This window comes from Hydrogenophaga sp. FG152 (assembly GCF_057809615.1).
Map to the genome: position 1 here is coordinate 1 of NZ_JBMDKH010000029.1, position 17,118 is coordinate 17,118.

Consider the following 17,118-nt stretch of genomic DNA (forward strand, 5'->3'; position numbering starts at 1 on the left):
AGCAAGGCCAGCCCCCTTGGGGGGCAGCGACCCGCGCAGCGGTGGAGCGTGGGGGGCTGAAGAAGGCCGCCGCGCAGGGCCGCCCCAAGCAAGGCCAGCCCCCTTGGGGGGCAGCGACCCGCGCAGCGGTGGAGCGTGGGGGTGGTCATCTCAGCCTGGGAAGTTCTCGGGGATCTTCGCCTTGCCGCGCGCCTCCGCCGGGCTGATCACATTGCGCTTGACCAGCTCCGAGAGGTTCTGGTCCAGCGTCTGCATGCCCACGCTGTTGCCGGTCTGGATGGCCGAGTACATCTGCGCCACCTTGGCCTCGCGGATCAGGTTGCGGATCGCGCTGGTGCCCAGCATGATCTCGTGCGCCGCGACGCGGCCTGAGCCGTCCTTGGTCTTGCACAGCGTCTGCGAGATCACCGCCACCAGCGATTCGGAGAGCATGGCGCGCACCATGTCCTTCTCTTCGGCCGGGAACACGTCGATGATGCGGTCGATGGTCTTGGCCGCGCTGGAGGTGTGCAGCGTGCCGAACACCAGATGGCCGGTCTCGGCGGCGGTCATCGCCAGGCGGATGGTTTCGAGGTCGCGCATTTCGCCGACCAGGATCGCGTCCGGGTCTTCGCGCAGCGCCGAGCGCAGTGCGTTCGAAAAACTCAGCGTGTGCGGGCCCACCTCGCGCTGGTTGACCAGGCACTTCTTGGACTCGTGCACGAACTCCACCGGGTCTTCCACCGTGAGGATGTGGCCGTACTCGGTTTCATTGAGGTGGTTGACCATGCCGGCCAGCGTGGTGGACTTGCCCGAGCCGGTGGGGCCGGTCACCAGCACCAGGCCGCGCGGGCGCAACGCGAGGTCGCCGAAGATCTTGGGTGCGTTGAGTTGCTCCAGCGTGAGGATCTTGCTCGGGATGGTGCGGAACACCGCGCCGGCGCCGCGGTTGTGGTTGAAGGCGTTGACGCGGAAGCGGGCCAGGCCTTCGATCTCGAACGAGAAGTCGCACTCCAGGAACTCTTCGTACTGCTTGCGCTGGCTGTCGTTCATGATGTCGTACACCATGCCGTGGACCTGCTTGTGGTCCAGCGGTTCGACGTTGATGCGTCGCACATCACCATGCACCCGTATCATGGGAGGAAGACCGGCCGAGAGATGAAGATCGGATGCTTTGTTCTTGACGCTGAAAGCCAGCAGTTGGGTGATATCCATCCCGGGGTCCCGTGCGGTGTTGAGGTATGACGGCAGATTATGACGACCATTGAACGCAATCTCCAAGGGCTGAAGGAGCGCATTTCGCGTGCTTGTTCACACGCCGGACGCCCCGTGGAGGCGGTGGTTTTGCTCGCGGTTTCCAAGACCTTCGGACCGGACGCCGTTCGTCAGGCGCAGGCCGCCGGTCAGCGGTGTTTTGGCGAAAACTACGTGCAGGAAGGTGTCGAGAAGATCCTCGCGCTGCGCGAGTCGGCTGTTGCGCCGATGCCAACGCAATGGCACTGCATCGGCCCGCTGCAAAGCAACAAGACCCGTCTGGTGGCCGCGCATTTCGACTGGGTGCAATCGGTGGACCGGCTCAAGATCGCCGAGCGCCTGAGTGAACAGCGCCCCGAAGGACTGCCGCCCTTGCAGGTGTGCCTGCAGGTGAATGTGGACGGCGGCCTCACGAAGGCGGGCGTGGCGCCCGCCCAGCTGCTCGAATTGGCGCTGGCGGTGGCGCGCTTGCCGAACCTGCGCCTGCGCGGCCTGATGTGCATCCCCGAGCCGGCCGAAACCTTCGAGGCCCAGCGCGCGGTGTTCCTGCAGGCGAAGGAGTTGTTTGATCAACTCAATGGCGCGGGCCTGGCGCTCGACACGCTGTCCATGGGCATGAGCGACGACCTCGAGGCCGCCATCGCCGCCGGCTCGACCATGGTGCGCGTGGGGCGCGCCTTGTTCGGCGGCCGCCCCGCCAAGCTCACTTCCTTGGCTTGACCGTCCCGCAGTCGGCCGACAGCCACTTGCCCTGGCCGTCCATGGTCATGGTCTGGGGCTTGCCCTGGTGCGTGGTGTTCATCACCATCTTCACGGTGTAGGCGGCGTCCCCGCTGAAGGTGTAGGTGCCTTCGCCGGAGGACGGGGGCTTCTTGCAGACAAAACTCATCTTGAGCGTGGCCGCGCTGCGCGAGGTGACGGTGCTGGTGCAGTCGCCATCGCCTTGCATCGGTATGTCCTGCCGCGCGGCCATCTCGGGCGTGATGCAGACCTTCATGGCCATGCCACCGCCCGAGCCCGGCGTGGGCATGGCCTTGCCCTGTCTGGCCAGCATGTCCTCCATCTGCTTGCGCTGCGCGGGCGGCATGCTGGCCATCTGCTGCTGCATCTGCGCCATGGCCTGGTCCATCTGGGCACTGCCGCCGACCTTGTGGCTCATCTCCCAGAGGCCGGGTTTGATGCTCTGGGCATGCGCGCTGGTGGCGGCCAGCATGACGCCCAGCAGCAGGGGGGTGATGGTGGTGTGGTGCATGGCGGCTCCCAGGGGTGAGAGTGCCATTGTGCGGCGCCGGGTGGGCGTGTCAACGGCGGCGTCAATGGATCACAAGGGCAGCCGCGAGCTGTTCTTCACCTCTTCCATCACCGCGTAGGTTCGCGTCTCGCGCACGCCAGGCAGCTGCCACAGCACGCTGCCGGCGAAGTCGCGGTAGGCGGCCATGTCCGCCATGCGGGTCTTGAGCAGGTAGTCGAAACCGCCGGCGACCATGTGGCATTCCATGATCTCGTCGCGCACCTGCACGGCGGCCTTGAACTCGTTGAACACGTTGGGCGTGGTGCGGTCGAGCAGCACCTCGACGAAGACCATCATGCCCCGCCCGAGCTTGAGCGGGTTCAGCCGCGCCTCGTAGCCCAGGATGTAGCCGTCGCGCTGCAGGCGCTGGGTGCGCGCGAGCACGGCGGTGGGTGAAAGGGCCACCGCTTCGGCCAGCTTGAGGTTGGTCAGCCGGCCATCGGCCTGCAGAAGCTGCAGGATCTTCAGGTCGATGCGGTCGGGTTCCTGGGAGTCGGACATGGTGGTGGATTATCCAGTTGGCGATTGCATTTTTGGTGAAAAACTCGGCTGATTCGGCGAGATCATGCGTGAATTCACCGATCGACCGTCTTTTGGAGTGTTCCATGCCCCGTGCCCAAGACCGCCTGCCGTTTCCCTACCGCCCCGAAGCGGGCGTTCTCGCCCAGCGCCTGAGCGCCTTGCGCGGTGCCCTGGATTGGGCGGTCGCCGCGGACCATGCGGCGCCCTGGGTGCGCGCGGTGCGCGAGAACCCGCCGCCGTTCTGGGCGATGGAGAGCCTGCTCAAGGAGTACCCGATCTCCAGCGCCGAGGGCCTGGCCCTGATGCGCCTGGCCGAGGCGCTGCTGCGCGTGCCCGACGCCGAGACCGCGATCGCCCTCACCGCCGACCAGTTGGGGCGAGCCGACTTCGATGGCGCGGCCGACTCCACGCTGGCGCGCCTCTCGTCCACGGCGATCGCCATGTCCAAGCATTTCCTGCCGCACGCGGGCAGCGAGCCCGGTCTGATGGCCAAGCTGGGCGCCAAGACCGTGGTGGCCGCGACGCTGCGCGCGGTGCAGTTGCTGGGCCGCCAGTTCGTGTTGGGGCAGACCATCGAGGAGGGCATGAAGGAAGCCGCCTCGGCGCGCAGGCGCCAGGCCAACCTGCGCTTCAGCTTCGACATGCTGGGCGAGGGCGCCCGCACCGACGAAGACGCCTTGCGCTACCTCGCGAGCTATCGCAACGCCATCGCGGCCATCGCGCGCAGCGCCGACCCGGCGCGGCATCCGGGCCAGAACGACGGCATCTCGATCAAGCTCAGCGCATTGCACCCGCGCTACGAGGACGCGCAACACGACCGCGTGATGCGCGAGCTCGTGCCGCGCGTGTGGTCCTTGTGCGAGGCGGCGGCCGCGTCCAACCTCAACCTCACCATCGACGCGGAAGAGGTGGACCGGCTCGAACTCTCGCTGGCCGTGTTCGAGGCCCTGGCGACCCGGGTGGCGCAACACCGCTCCCAATGGCAGGGTTTCGGCCTGGCCTTGCAGGCTTACCAGACGCGGGCGGTCGAGCTGATCGAGCACGTGGCGGGTCTCGCGCGGCAGCACCAGCTGAAGTTCATGTGCCGCCTGGTCAAGGGCGCGTACTGGGACGCCGAGATCAAGCGCGCGCAGGAGCTGGGCCTGCCGGCCTACCCGGTGTTCACGCAGAAGCCGCACACCGACGTGAGCTACCTGGCCTGCGCGCGGGCCCTGTTCGCGGCGCACGACGCGATCCACCCGCAGTTCGCCACGCACAACGCGGGCACCATCGCGGCCATTCTGCAGATGGCGGCGAAGCAGGGCACGCCGTTCGAGTTGCAGCGCTTGCACGGCATGGGCGAAGGCATCTACCGCGAGGTGTTGAAGAACCCGGGCGTCTCGTGCCGCGTCTACGCCCCGGTGGGCGCGCACCGCGACCTGCTGGCCTACCTGGTGCGCCGCCTGCTGGAGAACGGCGCGAACTCGTCGTTCGTGCACCAGCTGGCCGACGAGTCGGTGGGCATGGACGAGCTGCTGGTCTCGCCCCTGGCACAGTCCCGGCCCGAGGCCATCGCGTCCACGCTGCCCTTGCCGCCCGACCTGTACGGCCCGGCGCGCCCCAACAGCGAGGGGCTGGACCTCGCGGTGGTCGCGCACCGCGAGCCGCTGCTGGCCGCGCACGCGGCGCTGGTGGTGCCTGCGGTGGCCGAGGCCCGCGCCGCCGACGCACCGGTCGCCGTGGATGCCGCCGTGCGGGCCTTTGCCGGCTGGAACCACACGCCGCTGGCCGAGCGCGCGGCCACGCTGCGCCGCGCGGCCGATGCGATGCAACAGCAGATGCCGCGGCTGTGCGCGCTGCTCGTGAAGGAAGCGCACAAGGGCTGGAACGACGCGGTGTCCGAGGTGCGCGAGGCGATCGATTTCCTGCGCTACTACGCGAACGACGCCGAACGCGTGATGGCGCCGCAGGCCCTGCCCGGGCCCACCGGCGAGAGCAACACGTTGCGCCTGGAAGGGCGCGGCGCCTGGGTCTGCATCAGCCCCTGGAATTTCCCGCTGGCGATCTTCACGGGCCAGGTGGCGGCGGCGCTTGTTACAGGCAACACCGTGCTGGCCAAGCCGGCCGAGCAGACCCCCGCCATCGCGCTCGAAGCGGTGAAGTTGCTGCACGCGGCGGGCGTGCCGGCCGATGCGCTGCAGCTCTTGCACGGCCCGGGCGACACGGTGGGCGCGGCGTTGGTGGCGCAAGCGGGCGTGGCCGGCGTGGTGTTCACCGGGTCGACGCAGGTGGCCAAGCTGATCCAGCGAGCGCTCGCCGCGAAGGACGGCCCCATCGTGCCGCTGATCGCCGAGACCGGTGGCATCAACGCCATGCTGGTGGACAGCACGGCCCTGCCCGAGCAGGTGGCCGATGCCGTGGTGCAGAGCGCGTTCCGCAGCGCGGGCCAGCGCTGTTCGGCGCTGCGCCTGCTGTGCGTGCACGAGGCCGTGGCCGATGGCGTGATCGCGATGATCCAGGGCGCGGCGAAGGAACTGGTGGCCGGGGACCCGGCCGACCTGGCCACCGACCTGGGCCCTGTGATCGACGCGGAGGCCTTCGAGGCCATCGGCCGCCATCTGCAGCGCCTCCATGCCCAGGCCCGGCCGCTGCTCGACGCGAACCGCTCGCCGGCCTTGCCTCAGCTGGTCGCGCCGCGCATGTACGAGGTGGGTGGCATCGCCGAGGTGGCGCAGGAGATCTTCGGCCCGGTGCTGCAGGTGGTGCGCTGGGGCGGCGACCCGATGGGCGTCATCCAGCAGATCAACGCGCTGAGCTACGGCCTCACGCTGGGCATCCAGACCCGCATCGACAGCCGCGCGCTGGCGCTGGCCGGCGCGGCGCGCGTGGGCAACGTCTACGTGAACCGGAACATGATCGGCGCCGTCGTGGGCGTGCAACCCTTCGGGGGCGAAGGCCTCAGCGGCACCGGGCCCAAGGCGGGCGGTCCGCACTACCTGCAGCGCTTCTGCGCCGAGCAGACCCTCACCATCAACACCACGGCGGCCGGGGGCAACGTGGCGCTGTTCACCGGGTAACCATCCGACACGTTGCGACACCCGGCGGGTGCGATACTGGCCGCCGCCATGAGCCCGCCCACCATTCCCGCCGCACCCAGGCCCCTTGAGGCCGCGCCCTTCCGCCCGCTCGACGCGGGCTGGCTGCAATGGATCGCCGAGAACCGGCTGCGCCATTGCACGCCCGAATCCATGCTGGTCACCATGACCGAGGCGGGCCTGGACCCGGCCGAGTGCGAGCCCGCGATCCGGGCGATGGACAGCGATCCCGCGTTCCTCGCCGCGCGCAAGTTCCAGCAGCTGCAGACCAAGCTCGAATCGGTGATGGCCAACCAGCAGAAGCTGCTGGAGCTGAACCCGCGCTATGGGCAGGTGGAGAAGCGCGGCGACGTGCCGCTGGACGAGTTCGTCGAGAAGTACGTGGTGGGCAGCCGCCCGCTGGTGCTCACCGGCGTGGCGCGCGACTGGCCTGCCCTGCAACGCTGGTCGCCCCAGGACCTGCGCGAGCGATTCGGTCATCTGCAGGTGGAGATCCAGGCCGAGCGCAGCGCGGACCCGAATTACGAGGTCAACAAGCTGGACCATCGGCGCAGTGTGGGCCTGGCGAATTTTGTCGATCAGGTGCTGGCCGGCGGCACCACCAACGACTACTACCTGACCGCCAACAACGAGATGCTGGCGCGGCCCGAGTTCGCGCCCATCCTGGCCGACATCGGCAGCCTGCCGGCCTTCTGCGACCCCTCGCAGCTGGCGCGCCGCGCCTCGTTCTGGTTCGGCCCGGCGGGCACGGTCACGCCGCTGCACCACGACACGCTCATGCTGTGCCACACACAGATCGTGGGGCGCAAGCGCTGGCGCTTCATCTCACCGTTGCAGACGCCGCTGCTCTACAACCACTTCGAGGTCTACAGCCCGATCGATCTGGACCGGCCGGACCTCGCGCGCTATCCGCTGTTCAGCCAGGCCACGGTGCTCGAAGTGATCGTCGAGCCGGGCGAGACGGTGTTCCTGCCCCTGGGCTGGTGGCACCAGGTGACGGCGCTGGACGTGAGCCTGTCGTTCTCGTTCTCCAACCTGGCCCTGCCCAACCACTACAGCTTCCAGAACCCCACCATCACCAACTGGTAAGGGGCGGGCCACCGCCGTTCAGGACAGCACCAGCATGCCCGCGGTCGGGTTCTGCAGCAGGGCGTCGAGCGCCTCGATGGGCAGGGGCTTGGCGAACAGATGCCCCTGGAACTGGTCGCAGCCCTGGTAGGCCAGGAAGTCGCGCTGCTCCTGCGTTTCCACGCCTTCGGCCACCACCTGCAGGCTCAGGCTTTGTGCCAGCGCGATGATGGCGCGCGAGATCGCGGCATCGTTCGGGTCGGTGAGCACGTCGGCCACGAAGCCCTTGTCGATCTTGAGCTGGTCCAGCGGCAGGCGCTTGAGCACCGAGAGCGAGGAATAGCCGACGCCGAAGTCGTCGAGCGAGAGCGTCACGCCCAAGGCCTTGAGCATGCCCATCTTGTCGATGGTGATCTCCATGCGATCGGCCAGCAGGCTTTCGGTGAGCTCGAGCTTGAGCTTGTGCGGGCGGATGCCGGTGCGCGTGATCGCGGCCATCACCATGTCGACGAAATCGGGGTGGCGGAACTGGCGCACGCTCACGTTGACCGCGATGCTCAGGTTGGCGGTCTGCGCCCGGTCGGCCCAGGCCGCGAGCTGCTCGCAGGCCTTCTCCAGCACCCACTGGCCCAGCGGCAGGATCAGGCCGGTGTCTTCGGCCACCGGGATGAAATCGGCCGGGAATATCAGGCCGCGCTGCGGGTGCTGCCAGCGCACCAGGGCTTCCACGCCGGTGATCACGCCCACGCGGTCCACCTGCGGCTGGTAGTGCACCACGAATTGCTGCTCGTTCAGCGCCACGCGCAGGTCGGAGCTCACCGTGGCGTTGGCGCTCACCGTGGCCGCCATGTTGGGGTCGAAGAAACACAGCGTGTTGCGGCCCAGCGACTTGGCCTGGTACATGGCCAGGTCGGCCTGTTTGAGCAGTTCGCCCACGTCGCTCTGCTGGCCATTGAACGAGGTCACACCAATGCTGGGCGTGGCGAAGTGCTGGTGGCCGGTGAGCTGGAAGGGCTCGCGCAGCGTGTTGAGCACCTTTTCGGCCAGGGCGGTGGCCTTGAAGGCGGCGGCGTCCGGGTCGGTGCTCAGGTCGTCGACCATCACCACGAATTCGTCGCCGCCCAGGCGCGCGACCATGTCGGTCTTGCGCACGCTCTTGGTCAGGCGCGCGGCCACCTTCTGCAACAGCTGGTCGCCCATGTGGTGGCCCAGCGTGTCGTTGAGGATCTTGAAGTTGTCCAGGTCGATGAACATCAGCGCACCGTGCTGGCCCGAGCGCGCGCTCGCCGCCAGGGCCTGCTGCAGCCGGTCCAGCAGCAGCTGGCGGTTGGGCAGGTCGGTCAGCGCGTCGTAGAACGCCAGGTGGCGGATCATGTCCTCGGCGGTCTTGCGCTGCGTGATGTCGCGCCCCACCGCCACCCAGTGCGTCACCTCCTCGGCGGTGGCCTGCACCGACACCACCTCGAGCTCCACCCAGAACATGGCGCCGTTCTTGCGGCGCACCATCAGTTCGGTGCGCGCCTGCTGCGTCTGCTGCAGTCCTTGCGCGAGTTCGCGCAGCTTGGGGATGGCCGGGTCGAGTTCGAGCAGCATGCGCGGCGTCTGCCCCAGCACCTCGGCGCGGCTGTAGCCGGTGTGCTGCTCGAAGGCGTCGTTCACGAACACGATGCGCGGCTCCTGGTCGTCGCTGCCCGCGCCGGTCTCGGCGATCACCACGATGTCGTTGAGCCGGGACACGCTGGTCTCCAGCAGCATCAGCTGTTCCTGCGAACGCCGCCGTTCGGTGACGTCTCGGAAGTAGACCGCCAGGCCTTCTGCGAACGGGTAGGCCCGCACCTCCAGCCATTTGCCCAGCGTGGGGAAGAAGTCTTCCAGTTCCACGCGGCGGTTGGTGTTGAGCGATTTCGTGAGCTGGTCTTTCAGGCGTTGCGAGAGCCCGGCGCTGAAACCTTGCCAGACCTCCAGCCCCAGCAGATCGGCGGTGGTCTTCTGCAGCAGCCGTTCGCTTTCCTGGTTGAGGTAGGTGAAGCAGCACTGCCGGTCCAGCGTGACGAAAGCTTCCGTGATGCTGGCCAGGGTGGTGGTCAGGCGCATCGCCAGGCGCAGTGTGTCCTGCTGGGCCTGCTTCTGCGCCGAAATGTCCTGGATGGCGCCCTGGATGCGCACGATCTGGCCGTTGGCGCGCCGCACGGCGGTGCCCACGGTGCGCACCCACTTGGGCGCACCGCCTTCGACCATCACCTGGATCTCCTCGTCGAAGCCTTCGCCGTACTGCGCGCAGCGCTCCAGGCGCTGGCGGATGCCGTTGCGCCACTCGGGGGAGTAGCGCTGCACCATGTCCTCGAGGTTGCGCACCTGCCGGTGATTGGTCAGTCCGAGAATGGTGGCGAACTCGTCCGAGTGCACCACTTCGCGGGTGGAGAGTTGCAACGACCAGCTGCCCGCGCCGGCCGTGTGCTCGGTCAGGTTGAGCCGGCTTTCGCTTTCGCGCAGCACGTTGGCGTTGTACTGCTCGCTCTGTTCGCAGCGGCGTGCCAGCGCCAGCACATCGGCCGCATGTTGCGACAGCAACTGCAGCAGGGGCGTGCCGATGGCCGGCTGCTCGCGCGGGCCGGGGTCGAGCAGCAGCAGGCCGGACTGTCCCACCGCATCGAACACCGGCAGCCAATGTCCGTGGCGCCAAGGGCTGGCGGCCTCGGGCAGCCAGCGCTCCACATCGGCGCGCTCGCGCAGCAGCGCGGTGCAGGCCTCCAGGACCCTGGCCGCCTGATCCGGGTCGAGCCCGTGCGAGCCCAGAACTTCGGGCGGCGCGTGGGACAGGTCCACCAGCAGCGCCGCGCCCGTGCCCGCGAGCTGCGTGGCCATCTGGGCCAGGCGATCCAGCTCACCGCGCTGGTGAGGCACGGTCCAGGCGCCGGTGCGCTCCATCGCGGTGTCGGCGACCAAGGGGGGGCGGTTGTCGGATCCAGGGCGCATGGGAAGGGGTTTCGGTGGTCGAGGGTGCAGCATACAGACCGTCTGTCATCTGCCGCACACATGGCGGGCGTAAGGTGGAGCCAGGCGCGTGAACTTCCGCACGACCTCCCCAAATGTGGGGAAATTTTGTAACATAAATGTTAGATTTTGTTGCTTATGTTCTAACATGGCCCCCATCGCCGATGCCAAGCCTCCGTTTTCACAACACTTTCGCGCCACCGCATCGCCACCACCGCCGATTTGAACTTTGAGGGAGTTGATTGTGAGCACACTCGCAGAACTCAGGCAATACAGCGACGTCTCCAGCCTGAAATCCGCACTGCACCAGCTGTGCAGTGAGTTCGGGCGCATCACGCGGCTCGACATCCTGACCGCCATGCACGAAGGCACCAAGCAGGCCATCTGCTTCCTGCGCATGGAGCGTCCCGAGCAGGAGCAGGTGCTCATGAAAAGCCTGGGCGTGGGCCGCTTCGGGGGCGAAGTTGTCTTTGTGTTGAACCTCAACGTGCCCGTGACGGCCGAGGACGGTCCTTCGTCCCAGTGGGCCGACTCCGACATCTATTGAGAGCACCCCCCGCGTCGCCTTCGGCGCCACCCCCTGAAGGGGGGCGATACCTGGGGCCGGCGAAGCCGGACCCTCGGTATCTCTGGAAAGGGAGCTCCTCGCTCAGGCTCTTTTCCCTGTCTCCCGATTGACCTCTGCGCGCCCCGGTGCCGCGCAGAATCGGCGCATGAATGCCTTGCGCTCTCCCCTGGCCGCCCAGATCGTTCAATGGCTGGTCGCCCCTGGTGACCCGGTGCGCCAGGGCGACGTGCTGGTGATCCTCGAAGCCATGAAGATGGAGCACGAGCTGCGTGCCGAAGCGCCTGGCCGTGTGCTGGAGCTGTTGTTCGCCCCGGGCGAGTCGGTGCAGCAGGGCGACGTCCTGTTGCGCGCCGAGCCGGTCGCCCGCGCCGCCACCCCGCCCACCACCGCACCGCAGGCGACCGCCAAGGCCGGGCCGGCCGCGCTCAGGCCCGACCTGCAGCGACTGCTTGACCGCCAGGCCCGCACCCTGGACGCGGCCCGGCCCGAGGCGGTGGCGCGCCGCCATGCCCTGGGCCAGCGCACCGCGCGCGAAAACATCGCCGACCTGTGCGACGAGGGCAGCTTCATCGAGTACGGCGCGCTGGCGGTGGCCGCGCAGCGCCAGCGCCGCAGCGAAGACGACCTGATCGCCCGCACCCCGGCCGACGGCATGGTGACCGGCATCGGTTCCGTCAATGCCACCCAACACGGCGCCGGGCGGTCGCGCACCGCGGTGATGGCCTACGACGCCACGGTGCTGGCGGGCACGCAGGGCATGCGCAACCACCAGAAGACCGATCGGCTGCTGGGTGTGGCGCTGGCGCAGCGCCTGCCGGTGGTGCTGTTCGCGGAAGGCGGTGGTGGCCGACCGGGCGACACCGACATGCCCATCGTCGCCGGCCTGCATGTAGGCACCTTCGCCGCGTTCGCGCGCCTCTCGGGCCAGGTGCCGGTGCTGGGCATCGCCAGTGGCCGCTGCTTTGCGGGCAACGCCGCCTTGCTGGGCTGCTGCGACGTGGTGATCGCCACCCGCAGCAGCAACATCGGCATGGGCGGTCCGGCCATGGTGGAGGGGGGCGGGCTGGGCGTGTTCCGGCCCGAGCAGATCGGCCCGAGCGCGGTGCAGCACGCCAATGGCGTGATTGACGTGCTGGTGGACGACGAAGCGCAAGCGGTGGCGGTGGCCCGCCAATACCTGTCGTTCTTCCAGGGCACGGTCGATGGCGGACGCGCACCCGACGCCCAGGCCCTGCGCGACGTGGTGCCGGAGAACCGGCTGCGTGTGTACGACACCCAGGCGGCGATGGCAGGGCTGGTCGATGTCGGCAGCCTGCTGCCCCTGCGCACCGGCTTCGGCGCGGGCATCCACACGGCGCTGGCGCGCATCGAGGGGCGCGCGGTGGGCCTGATGGCCAACAACCCGCTGCACCTGGGCGGTGCGATCGACGCCGACGCCGCCGACAAGGCCGCGCGTTTCATGCAGCTGTGCAACGCACACGGCCTGCCCCTCGTGAGCCTGGTCGATACCCCGGGTTTCATGGTGGGGCCCGACATCGAAGCGCGGGCGCAGGTGCGGCACGTCAGCCGCCTGTTCGTGGCGGCGGCGGACCTGCGCGTGCCGTTCTTCAGCGTTGTGCTGCGCAAGGGCTACGGCCTGGGCGCCATGGGCATGACGGCTGGTGGGTTCCATTCACCGGCCTTCACCGTGGCCTGGCCCACGGCCGAATTCGGCGCCATGGGGCTGGAAGGTGCCGTGCGCCTGGGCTACCGCAAGGAGCTGGAGGCGGAACCGGAAGGGCCGCGGCGCGATGCCCTGTTCGACCGCCTGCTGGCGCAGCAGGTCGCCAATGGTTCGGCGGTGCAGATGGCGACCACGCTGGAGATCGATGCCGTGATCGACCCGGCGCTCACACGCGACTGGCTGGTCAGGGGGTTGGCGGGGGCGAAGGTGTCCGAGCCCCGCCCGGGGCGGTTCATCGACACCTGGTGAGGCCCCGAGCAGGGCCCCGGGTTCATCAGATCAGGTCGCCGAAACCGGTGGTGCGCACGCCTGCGCTGGGCAGCTGCGGCGCGGTCTGGTTGATGTTGATCCAGAACTCGCACACGTGCTTCATCGCGCTGAGGAACTGCGAGAACTCGGTGGGCTTGGCGATGTAAGCGTTGGTGCCCGCGTCGTAGGCGCGCAGCAGGTCGCTCGGCTCGGTGGAGGAGGTCAGCACCACCACGGGGATGTGGTGCAGGTTGTCCGAACCCTTGATTTCCCGGAGCACGCCGATGCCGTCCAGCAGGGGCATCTTCAAGTCCAGCAGCACCAGCATGGGGTTGCTGCCCGAGCGGTTGGTGAAGCCATTGCGGCGGTGCAGGTAGTCCAGCGCCTGCATGCCATCCGAGACGTGCGTGACCCGCCCGTCCAGCCCATGGCGCGCCAGGGCCAGTTTGGTCAGCTCGGCATCGTCGGGATTGTCTTCAACGAGAAGGATGGCGTCGGCGTTTTTGCTCATGGTTCCAGGGCGGCCGGCATGGAGTCGGGAGGGGACTCGAACCCATGGGCGCCTTCAAAAGGTAGCGAAAAATAGAACACACTGCCCTCTCCGAGCTGGCTTTCAGCCCAGATGGTGCCGCCGTGTCGCTCAATGATGCGCCGCGTCAGTGCCAGGCCGATGCCAGTGCCTTCAAACTCCGAGGCGCGATGCAGGCGTTGGAAAACGCCAAACAGCTTCTGGGCGTATTTTGTGTCAAAACCCACGCCATTGTCACGAACAAAGAAGGTATAGCCGACAACAGGGTCCATGCTCCAACCCACCTCGATGCGCGTTCTTTCACGCGGACGGGTGTATTTGTAGGCGTTGCCCAACAGGTTGGCCCAGACCTCGCGCAGCAGCAGGGCGTCGCCCTGCACCACGGGCAGGTCGGGCGCCACCACCCAGTCGACCACCCGGCCTTCGGTGTCGTGCCCGATCTGGCCGACCACCGCATCCACCAGCAGGGTGAAGTCCACCGCCGTGAGGTTCACGGCCGAACGCCCCAGGCGCGAGAACGCGAGCAGGCCGTCGATGAGCTGGCTCATGTGCCGGGCTGAATTGCCGATCGTGCTCAGGTAGCGGGCGCTCACCTCGTCGCATTGGCCGCCGAGGTGTTCCTCCAGCAGACTGACGAAACTGGAGATGTGGCGCAGGGGCGAGCGCAGGTCGTGCGAGACCGAGTAGGAGAACGACTCCAGGTCCTTGTTGGCGGCGAGCAGCTGTTCGGTGCGCTCGACCACCCGGTTCTCCAGCTCGTCGTTGATGTTGCGCATCAGGTCGTCGAGCCGCTTGGCGTCGGTCATGTCCCGGTTGACCTTGGCGAAGCCCTTGAGCTCGCCGCTGTCGTCGCGCAGGGCAATGAGCACCGAGTGCGACCAGTACTGCGAGCCGTCCTTGCGGGTGTGCCAGTTGTGCAGCTCGTGCTGCCCACGCGAGGCTGCCAGGCGCAGCATCTGCATGGCGCTGACCTTGCCATGGTCCGGGTTGACCGGATCGAACAGCACGCCGTAGTGGCGGCCCAGCATCTGCGTGGGCGAATAGCCGTCCATGCGCTGGGCACTGTCGGTCCAGTCGGTGATGACGCCGTCGGCATCCATGAAAAAGATGCAGTAGTCGCGCAGGTTGTCCACCATGAGGCGGAAACGCTGTTCGCTCTCCAGCAGTTCCAGCGAGCGCTCGCTGATGCGTTGCTCCAGTTCCTCGTTGAGGTGGACGACGCGCTCTTCGATGCGTTTGCGGTCGGTGATGTCGATGATCTGCACGAACAGACCCTGCACCTTGCCCTCGTCATTGAAGTCGGGCAGGTAGCTCGCGCTCACGAAGATCTGCTGGCCATCGATGGTGGGGCGCCAGGTCTCGAAGTGGTGGGGCTGGCCGGCCAGCGCGGTCCTCATGCGCGGCTCGATGTCGGCCCAGACGTCGGGTTTCACGCATTCACCGATGTGCCGACCGATGATGTACTGCGGATCCATGCCATAGACGCGCAGGTGCTCGGCATTGGCGAACCGGAAATGCAGGCCCGCATCGAGGTAGGCGATCAGGCCCGGTACGTGGTCGGTGATGGTCTGAAGGAAGCGCTGGTTGTCGCGCAGCGCCATCTCGGCTGCCTTGCGCAGCGTGATGTCCACCACCGTGGTGTTGCTGCGCAGGAAGCGGCCGTCGGCATCGCGCACGGCGGACGACGAGAGCAGGGCGTGGAAGGTGCTGCCGTCGCGGCGGCGCATCTCGTACTCCACGGCCTCCAAGGCATCGTCCTTCAGGATCTTCTGCATGCGGTTCTCGAGCAGATCCGTGTGCCGCGGCGCCATCATGTCGCGGAAGGCCATCTTGCCCACCACCTCGTCGCGGCGGTAGCCCAGCCATTCAAGCTCGGTGTCGTTGATGGACACGTAGATGCCGTTGACGTCGAGCGAGTGGTAGCCGCAGGGCGCGTTGTTGTAGAGGTCCTGCGACTGCCGCAGTGCGCTGTTGAGCTGGCCGTTGGCCTGGCGCACCAGGTCTTCCGAGGCCTTGCGCTGGGAGAGGTCGATCATCTGGATGATGATCCCCTGCACCTGACCCGCATGCCAGTACGGCGTGTATTCGATGCCGGCGTAGAAGCTGTGGCCATCGGGGAAGGCGCGTTCGCCCTCGAAGCGCTGGATTTCGCCGGACAGCGCGGCGGCCAGGTTCAGGCGCGTGGCCTCGAAATCCTGGGGCCGTGCGATCTGGCTCAGGTGCATGCCGATGAGCTGCTCGGTATCGCCCTGCACCCAGCGCGCGTAGCTGGCGTTGGCGAAGCGGCAGATCAGGTCGCGGTCGAAGAACGCCAGCTGCACCGGCACGCTGTTGGTGATGGCCTGCAGGAAATTGCGCTGCCCCGCGAGGGCGTTCTCGGCGCCCTTGCGTTCGGTGATGTCCACCAGGGTGTTGTTGGTGCGGACGAAGCGGCCGTTTTCATCGACGACTGCCGTGCTGCTGAGCAGGGCCAGGAAGGTGCTGCCGTCGCGGCGGCGGATCGGGAACTCGGCAGCCTCCAGTTTTTCGCCGCGCGTCATGCGCGCCAGGCGTTCGCCGACCAGGTGCTGGTGCTCGGGAGGCACGATATCGTGGAAGCGCAGCTTGCCGACCACCTCGTCGCGCTCGTAGCCCAGCCAGTCCAGCGCGGTGCGGTTGATCAGCACGAACACGCCGTCGGCGTCCACCGAGTGGTAACCGCAGGGCGCCTGGTTGTAGAGGGCCTGGGCATCGCGCAGGGCCTGGTGGATGCGCTCCTTGGCTTCGGCCAGTTCGTCGGTGCGTTGCCGCACGCGGTCTTCCAGCTCGACGTTGAAGCGCTGGATCTCTTCCTGCTGCTGGTGCAGCGCGGTGATGTCGCGCGAGACGGCCAGCAGCATCACGGGCCGGTTCTGCGCATCGCAGATGGGGGTGACCACCGTGTCCCACCACTTGGGTGTGCCCTTGAAGGTGTTGCCGAACGCCACGAAGCGCGCGCTCTTGCCCTGGCGCGCGCTCTCCAGGGCCTCGCGCGAGAGCAAGGCCCCGTCGTCCGGCCACCAGGTGACCCATTCGCTGTTGCGCACCTGTTCGAAATCGTCCACCTCGACCAGGCGGCAGCCCTGGGCTGTCATCTGCACCACGCGGCCTTGCAGATCGAGCACCTTGGTGCAATCGGGGCTGCTGGAGATGATCTGGCGGTTCAGCTCGTCCTTGATGCGCGCGTCGGCTTCCAGCGTGCGCATGGGCGTGATGTCCTGCATGAAACCGAGCTGGCTGACGACGGCACCGTTGGCATCGCGCAAGGGTGCGTTGCGCACCAGCACATGGACCACCTCGTTGCCCGGGCGCACCAGGCGGAACTCCACGCTGAGCGTTTCGGCCTCGGAGATCGCCCGAAACCAGTGCTGCTGCACACGTTCCAGGTCGTCGGGGTGCACGCGGCTGAACCAGCCGAAGTTGGGGAAGTCCTGCTTCTTCAGTGCGAAGATCGCCTGCAGCTGCTCGTCCACGTGGGTGAGCACGCCCGCATGGTCGGTGCGGAAGACGCCGATGGGAAAGACGCTGGCCAGGGCCGAGAACAGCGCTTCGTACTCGATCTGCGCGGTGTGCGCAGCCCGGTCCGTGTCGGCCGCTTCCAGCGCGGTTTCCAGGGGCAGTGGCAGGGTGGCCTGGCGCTTCAGGTCGGTGCTGTCGGGCTGGCCGCTGAGCCGCTGCGCGTAGCTGCGGCGCAGGTGCTCGTTCTCCGCCCGCAGGGTTTCCAGCTCCAGAAGCAACGCACGCTCACGCTCCACAGCCGAGCGTTCGGCTCTGTGGCTGTCAACGCGTTTGTCCTCCGAGGGGAAAAGGGTGCTCATCCGGCACAACTGTACCCCAGGGCCTTCTTTC

The 17,118-nt window shown here is 67.7% G+C and carries 11 protein-coding genes; 5 read left to right on the forward strand and 6 right to left on the reverse strand.

Annotation, left to right across the window (positions count from 1 at the left end; translation table 11 throughout):
* Positions 1 to 150 precede the first annotated feature (150 nt).
* Complete coding sequence (locus ACODTB_RS24530; RefSeq protein ID WP_291121788.1) at positions 151 to 1,194, reverse strand: type IV pilus twitching motility protein PilT; 1,044 nt, start codon at positions 1,192 to 1,194, stop codon at positions 151 to 153.
* A 39-nt stretch (positions 1,195 to 1,233) separates the two neighbouring features.
* Here ACODTB_RS24530 and ACODTB_RS24535 point away from each other — a divergent pair, with 39 nt between their 5' ends.
* Positions 1,234 to 1,953: a YggS family pyridoxal phosphate-dependent enzyme gene (locus ACODTB_RS24535; RefSeq protein WP_291121787.1), complete on the forward strand. Its 720-nt coding sequence runs from the start codon at positions 1,234 to 1,236 to the stop codon at positions 1,951 to 1,953.
* Here ACODTB_RS24535 and ACODTB_RS24540 read toward each other — a convergent pair.
* Both ACODTB_RS24540 and ACODTB_RS24545 read right to left on the reverse strand, forming a co-directional pair.
* A complete protein-coding gene (locus ACODTB_RS24540) occupies positions 1,937 to 2,485 on the reverse strand; it encodes a DUF3617 domain-containing protein (protein WP_291121786.1) in 549 nt (182 codons plus the stop codon). The genes ACODTB_RS24535 and ACODTB_RS24540 overlap by 17 nt on opposite strands.
* A 69-nt stretch (positions 2,486 to 2,554) precedes the next feature.
* Positions 2,555 to 3,025 carry an Lrp/AsnC ligand binding domain-containing protein gene (locus tag ACODTB_RS24545; protein WP_291121785.1) on the reverse strand — a complete coding sequence of 157 codons (471 nt, stop codon included), beginning with the start codon at positions 3,023 to 3,025 and terminating at the stop codon, positions 2,555 to 2,557.
* Between the two features lie 104 nt (positions 3,026 to 3,129).
* Between ACODTB_RS24545 and ACODTB_RS24550 the strand changes: the two genes are divergently transcribed.
* Both ACODTB_RS24550 and ACODTB_RS24555 read left to right on the forward strand, forming a co-directional pair.
* The gene (locus tag ACODTB_RS24550) at positions 3,130 to 6,102 is read left to right on the forward strand and encodes an L-glutamate gamma-semialdehyde dehydrogenase (protein WP_291121784.1); all 2,973 of its coding nucleotides are present in this window, start codon (positions 3,130 to 3,132) and stop codon (positions 6,100 to 6,102) included.
* Between the two features lie 48 nt (positions 6,103 to 6,150).
* The gene (locus ACODTB_RS24555) at positions 6,151 to 7,209 is read left to right on the forward strand and encodes a cupin-like domain-containing protein (protein WP_291121783.1); all 1,059 of its coding nucleotides are present in this window, start codon (positions 6,151 to 6,153) and stop codon (positions 7,207 to 7,209) included.
* A gap of 18 nt (positions 7,210 to 7,227) precedes the next feature.
* On the opposite strand, the gene ACODTB_RS24560 is transcribed toward ACODTB_RS24555, so the two are convergent.
* Positions 7,228 to 10,164 carry an EAL domain-containing protein gene (locus ACODTB_RS24560; RefSeq protein ID WP_291121782.1) on the reverse strand — a complete coding sequence of 979 codons (2,937 nt, stop codon included), beginning with the start codon at positions 10,162 to 10,164 and terminating at the stop codon, positions 7,228 to 7,230.
* Between the two features lie 262 nt (positions 10,165 to 10,426).
* Here ACODTB_RS24560 and ACODTB_RS24565 point away from each other — a divergent pair, with 262 nt between their 5' ends.
* Both ACODTB_RS24565 and ACODTB_RS24570 read left to right on the forward strand, forming a co-directional pair.
* Positions 10,427 to 10,729: an RNA-binding protein gene (locus ACODTB_RS24565; RefSeq protein ID WP_291121781.1), complete on the forward strand. Its 303-nt coding sequence runs from the start codon at positions 10,427 to 10,429 to the stop codon at positions 10,727 to 10,729.
* 175 nt (positions 10,730 to 10,904) lie between these two features.
* Complete coding sequence (locus ACODTB_RS24570) at positions 10,905 to 12,722, forward strand: carboxyl transferase domain-containing protein (RefSeq protein ID WP_291112081.1); 1,818 nt, start codon at positions 10,905 to 10,907, stop codon at positions 12,720 to 12,722.
* A gap of 25 nt (positions 12,723 to 12,747) precedes the next feature.
* On the opposite strand, the gene ACODTB_RS24575 is transcribed toward ACODTB_RS24570, so the two are convergent.
* Both ACODTB_RS24575 and ACODTB_RS24580 read right to left on the reverse strand, forming a co-directional pair.
* Positions 12,748 to 13,233, reverse strand: a complete 486-nt coding sequence (locus tag ACODTB_RS24575) for a response regulator (RefSeq protein WP_291112066.1) — start codon at positions 13,231 to 13,233, stop codon at positions 12,748 to 12,750.
* Positions 13,230 to 17,087, reverse strand: coding sequence for a PAS domain-containing sensor histidine kinase (locus ACODTB_RS24580; RefSeq protein WP_291112063.1), 3,858 nt, complete (start codon positions 17,085 to 17,087; stop codon positions 13,230 to 13,232). Before ACODTB_RS24580 ends, ACODTB_RS24575 begins: the two co-directional genes overlap by 4 nt.
* Positions 17,088 to 17,118 lie beyond the last annotated feature (31 nt).

Coding starts and splice junctions, on each gene's coding strand:
- ACODTB_RS24535 (WP_291121787.1), top strand. CDS start 1,234: ATGACGACCATTGAACGCAATCTCCAAGGGCTGAAGGAGCGCATTTCG.
- ACODTB_RS24580 (WP_291112063.1), bottom strand. CDS start 17,087: ATGAGCACCCTTTTCCCCTCGGAGGACAAACGCGTTGACAGCCACAGA.
- ACODTB_RS24560 (WP_291121782.1), bottom strand. CDS start 10,164: ATGCGCCCTGGATCCGACAACCGCCCCCCCTTGGTCGCCGACACCGCG.
- ACODTB_RS24550 (WP_291121784.1), top strand. CDS start 3,130: ATGCCCCGTGCCCAAGACCGCCTGCCGTTTCCCTACCGCCCCGAAGCG.
- ACODTB_RS24530 (WP_291121788.1), bottom strand. CDS start 1,194: ATGGATATCACCCAACTGCTGGCTTTCAGCGTCAAGAACAAAGCATCC.
- ACODTB_RS24540 (WP_291121786.1), bottom strand. CDS start 2,485: ATGCACCACACCACCATCACCCCCCTGCTGCTGGGCGTCATGCTGGCC.
- ACODTB_RS24545 (WP_291121785.1), bottom strand. CDS start 3,025: ATGTCCGACTCCCAGGAACCCGACCGCATCGACCTGAAGATCCTGCAG.
- ACODTB_RS24575 (WP_291112066.1), bottom strand. CDS start 13,233: ATGAGCAAAAACGCCGACGCCATCCTTCTCGTTGAAGACAATCCCGAC.
- ACODTB_RS24555 (WP_291121783.1), top strand. CDS start 6,151: ATGAGCCCGCCCACCATTCCCGCCGCACCCAGGCCCCTTGAGGCCGCG.